This window comes from Micromonospora sp. WMMD736 (genome assembly GCF_049179015.1).
Classification (GTDB): domain Bacteria; phylum Actinomycetota; class Actinomycetes; order Mycobacteriales; family Micromonosporaceae; genus Micromonospora.
This window is the reverse complement of the sequence record NZ_JBMHMI010000001.1, coordinates 1,708,158-1,719,992: the sequence shown is the minus strand read 5'-3', so window position 1 is coordinate 1,719,992 and position 11,835 is coordinate 1,708,158. Positions and strand designations below refer to the sequence as shown.

Sequence of the window (11,835 nt, the reverse complement as noted above, 5' to 3'; positions counted from 1 at the left end):
TCCTAGGTCGATGAATTCCGGTGCGGACACCTCACGCTCCTTCCAGTACTGTCGAACTGTGAGACCTGATGGATGGGCCTGGGGGGCCGCGGATCAGCTCGTCGCGGAATTCACACGATACGGCAAGACGCTCGTCGCATTCTCCGGTGGCGTGGACTCCAGCGTCGCCGTCGCGGCGGCGGTGCGGGCTCTTGATCCGGCCGATGTCGCTGCGGTGACGGCGGTTTCGGCCGCCGTTCCCGCCGCCGAGGTCGCCGCCGCCCGCGAGTTCTGCGCCCGGCTCGGCGTGGCGCACCACGTGCTCGGCACCCGCGAGTTGGAGGTCGAGGGCTACCGCGAGAACGGCCCGCGCCGGTGCTACTTCTGCAAGAGCACGCTCATCGACACCGTGCGCGAGCTGGCCGACCGGCTCGGCTTCACGACCGTGGTGACCGGCACCAACGCCTCGGACCTGGCCGCCGGCTTCCGGCCGGGGATCGCCGCCGCGGCCGAGCGCGCGGCCCGCACGCCGCTCGCGGACCTCGGGCTGGACAAGCCGGCGGTACGCGCCATCGCCGCGATCTGGGGACTCGACACGGCCGCCAAGCCGGCCGCCGCGTGTCTGGCCAGTCGGATCGCGTTCGGCGTGCCCATCTCGCCGGCCCGACTGGCCCGGGTGGAGATGGCCGAGCTGGCCGCCCGTCGCCTGCTGGATCCGCACGGGGTGGTCGACCTGCGGGTCCGTGACCTGGGCGACGGCGTACGCCTCGAGGTCGACGCGCCCATCGTGGAGCGGGCGCGCGCCGACCAGCGGCTCGCCGCCGCCATCCGCGCGGCCGGATTCCCCGACCTGCCGCTCACCGTGGAGGCCTTCCGGTCCGGATCGATGAACGAACTGCTCGACGATCCGGACCGCTGGCGCTGACCGACGGCGTCGTCTTTTCCTCGAATCGGTGGGCTGACGCGCGGCCCGTTAGACGCTATCCTCATCTGGTGAATTACAACCCGGGTGACCGACCCGCCACGCCGAACTGGTCTCTCGATGGTGCCCACGTCCTGCTCACCGGGGTGACCGGGTTCCTCGGGCAGGCAGCGCTGGAACGGCTGCTCGCCGAACACCCCAACACCCGGGTCACGGTGCTGGTGCGCGGGCGCGGTGCGACGTCGGGCGCCGATCGCGTCGCCGGACTGGGGCGCAAGCCGGTGTTCCGCACGCTGCGCAGGCGGATCGGCGGGCCGGCACTGACGCAGCTGCTGGCCGAGCGGGTCAGCGTCCTCGAGGGCGATCTCACCGGCTCGGTGCCGGCGCTGCCGGACGACCTGACCGCCGTCCTGCACTGCGCGTCCACCGTGTCTTTCGACCCGCCGATCGACGAGGCGTTCGAGGTCAACGTCGGCGGTCTGGTCAACCTCTACGACGCGGTCGTCGCGCTGCCGCGACGTCCGCACGTGGTGCACGTCTCTACGGCGTACGTGGCCGGCGCCCGCAAGGGCGTGGTTCCGGAGGCTCCGCTGGACCACGACGTCGACTGGCAGGCCGAGCTGACCGCCGCGCGGGCCGCCCGCGCCGAGGTGGAGCGCGCCTCCCGCCGTCCCGAGGCGCTGCGCGCCCTGCTGGCCGAGGCCCGCGCCGAGCACGGCAAGGCCGGCCCGCAGGCGACGGCGCGGGCCGCCGAGGAGGCCCGGCGGCGCAAGGTGACCGAGCGCCTGGTCGACTACGGCCGGCTGCGCGCGCACAGCGTCGGCTGGCCGGACGTCTACACGTTCACCAAGGCCCTGGGGGAGCGGGTCGCCGAGCAGTACGCCCGCGACGAGGGGCTACGCCTCTCCGTGGTGCGCCCGGCCATCGTGCAGAGCGCGCTGCGTCATCCGTTCCCCGGCTGGTTCGACTCCTTCAAGATGGTCGACCCGATCATTTTGTCGTACGGGCGCGGCACGCTTCCGGACTTTCCGGGCCTGCCCGACGCGGTGGTGGACATCGTCCCCATCGACCTGGTCACCAACGCCCTGCTGGCGGTCGCGGCCGTCGAGCCGGAGCCCGCCGCGCCGGTCTACTACCACGTCGGCACCGGCGCGCGGAACCCGCTCACCCAGCGCCAGCTCGACGAGAACATCCGTAACTACTTCCGCCGTCATCCGCTGCCCGAGGCGGGTCGGGGTCACATCGCGGTGCCGACCTGGCGCTTTCCGGGCGCGAGCCAGATCGAGCGCCGGCTGCGCACCGGCGAGCGCGCCGTGTCCCTCGCCGAACGGGCGCTGCTGCGGCTGCCGGCCTCGCCGCGCACCCGCGACTGGATGACGAAGGTGCACAAGGAGACCAAGCGGATCGAGTCGCTGCGCCGACTGTCCGACCTCTACGGGGTCTACACCGAGGTCGAGGCCATCTACACCGACAGCAACGTGCTGGCGCTGCACCGCCGGGTGCCCGAGGAGATGGTCACCCGGGGCAGCTTCGACGTCGCCGAGGTGGACTGGCCGCACTACCTCCAGGAGGTGCACTGCCCGGCCATCACCGCGCTGCTGCGGCAGTCGGTGACCCGGCGTCCCCGCTCCAGCGGGCGCGGGCCGTTGCCCGAGGGCCGCGACACGGTGGCGGTCTTCGACCTGGAGGGCACGGTGGTGGCGTCCAACCTCATCGAGACCTTCCTCTGGGCCCGCCTGTCCGACCGGCCGAAGGGCGGCTGGGCCAAGGAGTTCGCCGCGCTCGCCGGCGCCGCGCCGCGCTACCTGCGCGCCGAGCAGCGCAGCCGGGGCGAGTTCATCCGGACCTTCATGCGGCGGTACGCCGGCGCCTCCGAGGAGGCGCTGCGCGACCTGATTCGGGAGCGGATGGGTGACGCGTTGCTGCGGCGGGCGCTGCCGGAGGCGATCCGGCAGATCCGCGCCCATCGCGCCGCCGGCCACCGCACCATCCTGATCACCGGCACCGCGGACATCCTCATCGAATCGCTGCGACCGCTCTTCGACGACGTGGTCGCGAGCCGGTTGCACGTGCGCGACGGCGTCCTGACCGGCTTTCTGGCCGCACCGCCGTTGGTGGGCGAGGCCCGCCTGGCCTGGCTCCGTCACCACGCCGACGACATCGGCGCGGACCTGCGCAGCTCGTACGCGTACGGCGACAGCTTCTCCGACCGATCACTTCTCGAGGGGGTGGGCAACCCGGTGGCCGTCAACCCCGATCCCAAGCTGTACCGCCACGCGAAGCGCCAGAACTGGCGCATCGAGGAGTGGGGTGGGCACACGGTCGGCGCGGTCGAGACCATGGTCGAGCTGACCACCTCGGCCGCCGGCCCCGGCGCGCGGGGAGCGGCCCGATGATGCCGGCCCTGGAATACCGCCAGTCGACTCCCCGCTTCCTCGCCGCCCGAGGCGCCAGCTCCACCAAGCTCGGCGGACGGATGTCCGGGGTGCTCGCCAGCAACGTCGCGCCGCTGCGCCTGGTGCACCGGGCCGAGCCCAGCCTGCCGTCGGGCGACTGGGTCCGGCTGCGACCGCTGCTCTCCGGCATCTGCGGCTCGGACGTCAGCCTGCTGACGGGCCGCTCGTCGCCGTACTTCGGCGCGGTCGTGTCGATGCCGTTCGTGCCGGGGCACGAGGTGGTCGCGGAGACCCTGGACGACCTACCCAACCTGCCCAAGGGCAGCCGCGTCGTGGTCGACCCGGTGCTGTCCTGCGCCGTACGCGGCGGCGAGCCCTGCCGGTGGTGTGTCGCGGGGCAGCACAGCCGGTGCGACCGGGTCACCGCCGGTCGGGTGTCCGCCGGCCTACAGACCGGCTACTGCACGGACACCGGCGGCGGTTGGGGTCGGCAGATGGTCGCGCACGCGGCCCAGCTGCACCCCGTACCGGACACGATGGACGACCGCCGGGCAGTGCTCGTCGAGCCGCTGGCCTGCGCGGTGCACTCGGTCCACCGGGCGCAGGTGCCGGCCGGGGCGGCCGTGCTGATCGTCGGCGCGGGCACGGTCGGCCTGCTGACCCTGCTGGCGTTGCGCGCGCTGACCAAGGCCGGCCCCATCTACGTGGTGGCCAAGCACGCGCACCAGCACGCCCGGGCCCGCGAGCTCGGGGCCACCGAGGTGTTCCAGCCGTCCCGCGCGGCTCGCGCGGTCCGCCGGGCCTGTGGCGGCACGCTGGAGCAGCCCATGATCGGCGGCGACTTCCTCCTCGGCGGGGCGGATGTGGCCTTCGAGTGCACAGGTGCCGGTGCCGGCCTGGACATGGCGCTGCGGCTGGTCCGGGCCGGCGGCACGGTGCTGCTGTCCGGGATGCCGTCCGGCGGGGTTGACCTGACGCCCGTCTGGTTCCGCGAGCTGAACCTCGTCGGGTCGTACGCCTCCAGCGGCAGCGCGACGGCGAGCCCGACCGCCGATGCGCCGGCCGCCGACGAGCCCGTCGGCGGCACGTTCGCCGAGGCGATGGCGCTGGCCGCCGAGGCGCCCCTGGACGGCTACGTCGACGCGATCTACCCGCTGTCGCGGTGGCGCGAGGCGCTCGGCCACGCCGCCAAGGCCGGGCAGTTGGGCGCCGTCAAGGTCGCCTTCGACCCGAGCCGTAACTGACCCAGCAGCCCGACCCACACGCACGAGCCGGAACGACGAAAGGACAATTCATGAGCAGACCTGGCTTCGTGCTCGAGGTCGACGAGCGTACGCCGCCGCTGCTCGTCCACCAGGGGGAGGGTTTCCTCCTCGAGCGGTTCCCGCTCGGCACGCGGGTGGTGTACCCGCCGGACTCGCTTCCGCCCATCGCCAACGTGGACGCCGCCATCCAGCGTGCGCTGCTGCACCCGGTGGACTCGCCGCCGCTGCCCGAGCTGCTACGCCCCGGGATGCGGCTGACGATCGTCTTTGACGACCTGTCGCTCCCGTTGCCGCAGATGCGTCCACCGGACATCCGGCAGCGGGTGATCGAGAACGTGTTGGAGCTCGCCGCCGAGGCCGGTGTGGACGACGTCGAGCTGATCGCGGCGAACTCGCTGCACCGGCGGATGACGCCGGCCGAGTTGAAGCGGATCGTCGGCGAGCGGGTCTTCCGGGCGTTCTTCCCCAAGCACCTGAAGAACCACGACGCCGAGGATCCGGACGGTCTGGTCCACCTCGGCACCACCCCGCACGGCGAGGACGTGGAGATCAACCGGCGGGCGGCCGAGAGCGATCTCATCGTGTACGCCAACATCAACCTGACCGCGATGAGCGGCGGCAGCAAGTCGGTCACGGTCGGGCTCGGCTCCTACCGGAGTCTGCGCCACCACCACAACGTCCACACGCTGCGCCACTCGCGCTCCTTCAACGACCCGCCGAACTCGGCGATGCACCACTCGTACGACCGGATGGCCGGGGTGCTGGGCGAGGCGGTCAAGGTCTTCACGGTCGAGACCACCCTCAACCTCGACTCGTTCCCCAACCAGGTCGGCTTCCTCAACAAGCGCGAGTGGGAGTGGGGGATCGGCGACCAGCTCTCCTACCTGGCCGCCAAGCGGGCCAACGACCTGACGCCGGCCAAGCTGCGTCGGCGCGTCTGGCAGAACAACGACGCGCCGTACGGGGTGACCGGGGTGAACGCGGGTCGACCGGACTCGGTCCACCCGCTCACCCTCGCCAACGTGCACCGGCAGCAGCTCACCGAGGTGCAGGGGCAGAGCGACATCGGCGTCTGGGGCCTGCCCTTCATCTGCCCGTACAACGTCAACTCGATCATGAACCCGATCCTGGTGATGTCGCTGGGCCTGGGCTACTTCTTCAACCTCTACAAGAACCAGCCCATCGTGCGGCGCGGCGGGGTCGGCATCTTCTACCACCCGATGCCCAAGGAGTTCCACCCGGTGCACCACCCCAGCTACATCGACTTCTTCGAGGAGGTCCTGCCGCAGACCACCGACCCGGCGGCGATCGAGGCGAAGTACGAGCAGCAGTACGCGCAGGACCCCTGGTACCGGCACCTGTACCGGACCAGCTACGCGTACCACGGCGTGCACCCGTTCTACATGTGGTACTGGGGGGCGCACGCGATGGAGCACCTCGGCGACGTGATCTTCGTCGGCGCCGACCGGAAGACGGCGGCGGTCATGGGCTTCCGGGCCGCTTCCTCGCTCGCCGACGCGCTGGAGATGGCGCGTGACACCGTCGGGTCGAGCCCGAGCATCACCTACCTGCACGCCCCGCCGGTGACGCTGGCGGACGTCCGATGACCCGGGAGGCGACGTGCGCCTGATCGACGAGGTGAGGCTGCTGCGCGGCCGCCGCGACTGGCGGGGCCGGGCGACGACTCCTCGCTCGGCCGAGCCGTACGAGATCCGCCGTGAACGCTCCGAGTTCCCCACCGCCTGGGCCCGTACCCGGGCGGCGGGGGCGGTCCGGTTCGGGTTGCAGCGGGGCGTGCTCAAGTCGGTGGCCTGGACCCAGACCCATCCGGTCGTTCGCGGCACGGAGTACCTCGACGGTCTGCAGGGGCCCGCCGTCTTCGTCTCCAACCACGCGAGTCACCTGGACACACCGTTGATCCTCGGCTCGGTGCCCCGCCGGTTCGCGCGGCGGCTGGCGGTCGGGGCCGCCGCCGACTACTTCTTCGACGCGCGCTGGCGCGCCGTCGTGACGTCGCTGGTGTTCAACGCCTTCCCGATCGAGCGGCAGGGCGACCGGCGGCTCCGCAGTCTCGCCACGAAGCTGCTCGGCGATGGTTGGAGCCTGTTGCTCTTTCCGGAGAGCAGCAGGTCCACCGACGGCTGGATGAGCGGGATGCGGCTGGGCGCGGCGCACCTGTGCTGCACGCACAACGTGCCGGCGGTACCGGTCGCGCTGCGGGGCACGTTCGGCGCCATGCCGCGCGGCCGGAACTGGCCGATGCCCGGTCGGCGTACCGTCGTGGTGCGCTACGGCCGGCCGCTGTGGCCCCGCGAGGGCGAGGGGGCGCGGGCATTCCACGAGCGGATGTCCGCCGCGATCGGCCGGTTGTGGGTGGAGGAGGAGGTCGGCTGGTACCGCTCACTGCGGACCGCGCCGGCCGCCGCCGTCGCGGCCACCGCCGGGCCGCAGGCCGCCGAGTGGCGGCGGCTGTGGGAGTCGACGCGTCCGCTTCCCGCGGCCGATGGGCGCCCGGCCCGCCGCATCTGGCCGGCCAGCCGTTCCTGACCAGCCAGCCGTTCCTGACCAGCTGGCCGTTCCTGGCCGGTCAGCCGGTCCCTGTCGAGCAGCCGGTCCTGACCGAGCGCGCCGGGGCTACGGCCGCTCGCGCGGTAGGTCGGGGTCTGGCTGCCCGGTGGCGTTGCGGGCCGGGAGGCGGTAGGCGGCGAAGAGGACCGCCAGTCCCACCACGACGGTGAGCGCCAGCAGGGCGTTCTCCGCGACGCTGTCGACGGTCGGCAACGCCCCCGCGTGGGCCAGGTGGAACAGCAGGTGTGGCGTGTTCGCGACGACCGACGCGACCGCTGCGGTGAGAGAGAGCTCCCGCACCGGCCGCGCGGCCGCCCACCCGAGGACGACCGCCAACGCCAGGTAGGCGTAGCCCAGGTCGGACAGCAGGTGAGCGTTGTACGGGCCACCCGCGGCGACCCAGCCCGCCCCGAACGGGAACCAGTCGAAGAACCACCGTGGCGTCACGGACGCCGGCACGCCGAGGGCGAGCATCTGCGCGGCGAGTACCGCCGATCCGATCCGAATCCATCGGGTGGGGCGTTCGTGGGGTGCTTCTACGTCGTGTGTCGGCATCTTGCCTCTGCTCAAAGGTTCGTTGACACCCTTCAACGCGGGCATCTATGGTTCGACCGTTCCTCGACCAATGAATTAGTAGCACAGACTCGCTCACGGGAGGGGGCTGCGACGTTGCGATCGTACGGGTCCTACATCGCAGGTCAGGACGTTCCAGCGGACAAGTGGGTACATTGCCTGCGCGCCTCGGCGGTGCTCGACGACATGCTGCCCCAGCTTTCCCTCAAGCGTGACCTGGACCGCGGCCGTCGCCACGACGGCGACGACCACGCGAGTGTCCTGGCCCGCTGCGCGGTGGCCGACGACGCCGTCGTCGAGCAGGCCATCCAGGCCGCCGCGGCAGCGGCGCCCGTCTGGGGCGCGATGCCTCTTCGGGTACGGCTCCAGGTGGCGCACCGGCTCCACGAGGAGCTGCGCCGGCGGCACGACGAGGTGGTGGAGGTCCTCGTTCAGGAGGGGCACCCCCGCGCGCTCGCCGAGTGGGAGCTGGCCGGGTGCCTGCACGGCACCAGCCCCGAGACGATCGGGCTGTGCGCGGAGCAGATGCACCGGGAGTACGACGACGCGAACCGGCGCCTCCTGGTGGTGCGCAAGCCCGACGGCGTGGTCGCGCTGAGTCCACCGCAGAACGCGGCGGCGGTCAACTCGCTACTCGGCGTGCCCGCGCTCGCCGCCGGCAACGCGCTCGTGGTGAAGGCGCCGCGCGGGAGCCCCTACGGCGTGATGTTCGTGCTGCGCGAGATCGTGGCGCCGATCCTCGACGAGATCGGTGCCCCGCCCGGCACGCTGAACGTGGTCTGCGGTCCGCCCAAGCGGATCCTCGACCAGTTCCTGGCGAGCCCGCTCGTCGACGACATCTTCTACTTCGGCAGCAGCGAACTCGGCATCCCGCTCGGCGAGGAGGCGGTGCGCCGGGGCAAAAAGCCGATCCTGGAGTTGGCCGGCAACGACGGGTGCGTGGTGTGGCACGACGCCGATCTCGACCGGGCCGCCGAGGCGCTCACCGAGAGCTTCTTCGGGTCCGGGCAGATCTGTATGGTTCCCAACTACGTGGTGGCGCACCCGGCGATCGCGGACCGTCTGCTGGCCCGCCTGATCAGCCACGCCCGCAAGATCCGACCCGGTCGTCCCGAAGACCCGGACGTGCTGCTGTCGCCGGTGCTCAAGAGCGACCAGTTCGGCCGGTACGTCGAGCAGGCCACCGAGCGCGGCGCCGAGGTGCTCGCTGGTGGGAACCGGATGGAGCTGGACGGTTCGATCTCGTCCACCGGGGTCTTCGTCGAGCCGACCGTTCTGCGGGTCAACGGGCTGGCCGACGCCCGGGCGGTGTGGGCGGTGGCCCGGGAGACCTTCTTCCCGTTGCTGCCGGTGGTGGTGCCCGACCCGGACCACGGCGACGGTCTGCTCGACGACGTCATCGACTTCCTCAACGCCAACGAGTACGCCCTGCGCAACTCGGTCTGGACCGGTGACGGGTCCACCATCGAGCAGTTCGTGGCCCGGGTGCACAACGGGGGCCTGCTCAAGATCAACGACTCGCACATCGGTTTCGTCCCGTACCTGTCCACCCACGGTGGCGCCGGCCTGACCGGCGGTCCGCTGGGTGAGAGCAACTATCCGATGCTGCGGACGTCGCACCTGCAGGGCATCAGCATCGGTCGCGACGTCCAACCCCGGCGGGCGGCACTCGCCTCCCCGCTGCGTGCCGAGCGGGAGGGCCTGGCCGCATGAGTTTTCTCGACACCGAGCGGGACACCTGCGAGACGTTGCTTCCGGGCCTGCTCAAGAGGCTCGGCGAGGTTCCCCTGATGGAACTGGAGCGCAAGGGCGGTCCCGGCGTCGCCCTCTTCCGGGAGGCCGGGGGCGCGGGTCTGGTGGTGCCCAAGACGTACCACGGGCTGGGCGCGTCCGCCCTCCAGGCCGTGCGGGTGACCCGTGCGCTGGCCGCGCAGGCGCCCTCGCTGGCGGTCGCCACCACGATGCACCAGTTCTCGGTCGCCGGCCTGGTGGCCCTGGCCCGGGCGAACGTCGGCTTCGAGTGGATGCTGCTCGAGGCGGTGGCCACCGATCGCCGGCTGGTCGCCTCCGGCTTCGCCGAGGGGCACGCCGGTCGCGGCATCCTGACACCGACCATGACCGCCCGCCGGGACGGCAACAACTGGCGGGTCACCGGCGCGAAGCGGCCGTGCAGCCTCTCCGCCTCGATGGACCTGTTGACCGCGAGCGTCGCGGTGCCCACCGAGGACGGCGGCACTCGCCTGGGCGTGGCGCTCATCCCGGCGGAGTCGCCGGGTATCACGATCGAGCCCTTCTGGGCGTCGCCGGTGCTCACCGGCGCGGAGTCCGACGCCGTGCTGCTCAACGACGTCGAGGTGCATCCGGACCTGTTCGTCTACCCGGAGGTCGCGCTCGACGGCCAGCTCGACGACCTGCAGACCATCGGATTCGTCTGGTTCCAGCTCCTGGTGACCGCGTGTTACCTGGGGGTGGCGTCGGCGCTGGTCGAGCGCGCACTCGCCAGCGGCCGGGGACCGGTCACCGAGCGGGCGGACGTGGCGACCGCGGTGCAGGGCGCGGCGATCATGTTGGACGGCGCGGCACGCAGCCTCGACGACGGCGACGGCGGCAACGACGCCCTCGGCCGGGCGCTCGTGGTGCGGTTCGCCGCCACCAACGCCATCGCCACGGCGGTGCGCGGCGCGGTGGATCTGCTCGGTGGGATGGCGTTCATCTCCTCGCCCGAGGTGGCCTATCTCGCCGCCGCGTCGCACGCGGTCGCCTTCCACCCGCCGTCGCGGGTGAGCACCGCCGCGGAACTGACGGCCTGGTTCGGCGGCCAGCCGCTCGTGGTGAGCTAGGGGGAGTGGTGACAGCCAGCAGCGTGGAGACCGATCACCAGGTACGCGAGCAGGTCCGGAACAACTACCGTCGGTTCCTGTCCCGGGGCCGCGCCAAGCTCGGCGACATGTTCGGCGGGCACGTCGAGGTCGGTTCCGAGGGCGCGTGGGTGTACACCTCGGACGGCGACCGTTTCCTCAACGTCGGCGGCTACGGGGTGTTCCTGCACGGCGCCCGGCACCCGGCCGTGGTCGCCGCGGTCGTCGCGCAGATCCAGAGCCATCCGATCGCGACCCGACTGATGCTGGAGCCGTCGGTGGCCGAGGCCGCGGCGGCGCTCGTCGCGGTGGCGCCGCCCGGCCTCACCCGGGTGCACTTCGCGGGCTCCGGCGCGGAGGCCGTGGAGGCGGCCATCAAGATGGCCCGTGTCCAGGGCCGGCGACGGCTCGTCTCGACCGTCAACGGCTACCACGGCAAGACCATGGGCGCGCTCTCCGTCACCGGGCAGGACCTCTACCAGCGTCCCTTCCACCCGCTGTTGCCGGACGCGACGCACGTTCCGTACGGCGACCCCGAGGCCCTGGAGGCCGTGCTGGCGGCCGGGCCGCCGGCCTGCGTGATCATGGAGCCGGTGCAGGGCGAGGGTGGGGTGGTCATCCCACCACCCGGCTACCTGCGCGAGGTGTCCCGCCTGTGCCGGGAGCACGGCGCGTTCCTGGTCCTCGACGAGATCCTCACCGGCGTCGGCCGGCTCGGTCACTGGTGGGGCGCCCTGCGCGAAGGTGTGACACCGGACGTGCTGCTGGCCGGCAAGAGCCTGTCCGGCGGCATCGTGCCGGTCTCCGCCGTACTCGCCACCAGCGACGCGTTCCAGGCCTTCGACAAGGACCCGTTCCTGCACACGTCGACGTTCTCCGGCGCACCGATCGCGATGGCCGCGACCCGCGCCGCGATCACGGTCGCCACCGAGGAACGGTTGGTCGAGCGCGCGGCGACGCTCGGCGACGAGCTGCTGGCCCGGCTGCGGGCGGTGGCCGCCGGGTACCCGCACCTGGTGCGTGAGGTACGCGGCGTCGGCCTGCTGATCGGCGTGGAGTTCGTCGGCCCCGGGCTGGCCGGCGAGGCCATCCTCGAACTCCTCAATGCCCGGGTGATCGTGAACCACTCGCTGAACGCCAGCGCCGTGCTGCGCCTCACGCCACCCGCGGTGCTCTCCGGCGACGAGGTCGCCCTCCTGGTCGACGCGTTCGACGGCGCGCTGCGCACGCTCGGCCACCGCTATCCGACAGCAGACCGGCTGGGGGTCCACTGA

General features: G+C 72.1%; 9 protein-coding genes. 8 read left to right on the top strand and 1 reads right to left on the bottom strand.

Annotated features, from left to right (window positions below):
* Positions 1-58 precede the first annotated feature (58 nt).
* The 5 genes from larE (at position 59) to ACN269_RS07490 (ending at position 7,109) form a co-directional block, all read left to right on the top strand.
* Positions 59-904: an ATP-dependent sacrificial sulfur transferase LarE gene (larE, locus tag ACN269_RS07510; protein ID WP_421471732.1), complete on the top strand. Its 846-nt coding sequence runs from the start codon at positions 59-61 to the stop codon at positions 902-904.
* Between the two features lie 68 nt (positions 905-972).
* Complete coding sequence (locus tag ACN269_RS07505) at positions 973-3,297, top strand: HAD-IB family hydrolase (RefSeq protein WP_421471731.1); 2,325 nt, start codon at positions 973-975, stop codon at positions 3,295-3,297.
* The gene (locus ACN269_RS07500) at positions 3,294-4,541 is read left to right on the top strand and encodes a zinc-dependent alcohol dehydrogenase (RefSeq protein WP_421471730.1); all 1,248 of its coding nucleotides are present in this window, start codon (positions 3,294-3,296) and stop codon (positions 4,539-4,541) included. Before ACN269_RS07505 ends, ACN269_RS07500 begins: the two co-directional genes overlap by 4 nt.
* Before the next feature lie 50 nt (positions 4,542-4,591).
* The gene (locus ACN269_RS07495; protein ID WP_421471729.1) at positions 4,592-6,169 is read left to right on the top strand and encodes a lactate racemase domain-containing protein; all 1,578 of its coding nucleotides are present in this window, start codon (positions 4,592-4,594) and stop codon (positions 6,167-6,169) included.
* Between the two features lie 13 nt (positions 6,170-6,182).
* Positions 6,183-7,109 carry a lysophospholipid acyltransferase family protein gene (locus tag ACN269_RS07490; RefSeq protein WP_421471728.1) on the top strand — a complete coding sequence of 309 codons (927 nt, stop codon included), beginning with the start codon at positions 6,183-6,185 and terminating at the stop codon, positions 7,107-7,109.
* An 87-nt stretch (positions 7,110-7,196) separates the two neighbouring features.
* On the opposite strand, the gene ACN269_RS07485 is transcribed toward ACN269_RS07490, so the two are convergent.
* Positions 7,197-7,685, bottom strand: a complete 489-nt coding sequence (locus ACN269_RS07485; protein WP_421471727.1) for a hypothetical protein — start codon at positions 7,683-7,685, stop codon at positions 7,197-7,199.
* Between the two features lie 114 nt (positions 7,686-7,799).
* Between ACN269_RS07485 and ACN269_RS07480 the strand changes: the two genes are divergently transcribed.
* Genes ACN269_RS07480 through ACN269_RS07470 form a run of 3 tightly spaced genes read left to right on the top strand, consistent with a single transcriptional unit; the run spans position 7,800 to position 11,835 of the window.
* Entirely contained in the window at positions 7,800-9,416 is a 1,617-nt protein-coding gene (locus ACN269_RS07480) for an aldehyde dehydrogenase family protein (RefSeq protein WP_421471726.1), read from the top strand.
* Complete coding sequence (locus tag ACN269_RS07475) at positions 9,413-10,543, top strand: acyl-CoA dehydrogenase (protein WP_421471725.1); 1,131 nt, start codon at positions 9,413-9,415, stop codon at positions 10,541-10,543. Before ACN269_RS07480 ends, ACN269_RS07475 begins: the two co-directional genes overlap by 4 nt.
* A gap of 8 nt (positions 10,544-10,551) precedes the next feature.
* Entirely contained in the window at positions 10,552-11,835 is a 1,284-nt protein-coding gene (locus ACN269_RS07470; RefSeq protein ID WP_421471724.1) for an aspartate aminotransferase family protein, read from the top strand.

Bases quoted from the DNA above. Each gene is read 5' to 3' on its own strand.
- ACN269_RS07475 (WP_421471725.1), top strand. From the start codon at position 9,413: ATGAGTTTTCTCGACACCGAGCGGGACACCTGCGAGACGTTGCTTCCG.
- ACN269_RS07485 (WP_421471727.1), bottom strand. From the start codon at position 7,685: ATGCCGACACACGACGTAGAAGCACCCCACGAACGCCCCACCCGATGG.
- ACN269_RS07495 (WP_421471729.1), top strand. From the start codon at position 4,592: ATGAGCAGACCTGGCTTCGTGCTCGAGGTCGACGAGCGTACGCCGCCG.
- ACN269_RS07500 (WP_421471730.1), top strand. From the start codon at position 3,294: ATGATGCCGGCCCTGGAATACCGCCAGTCGACTCCCCGCTTCCTCGCC.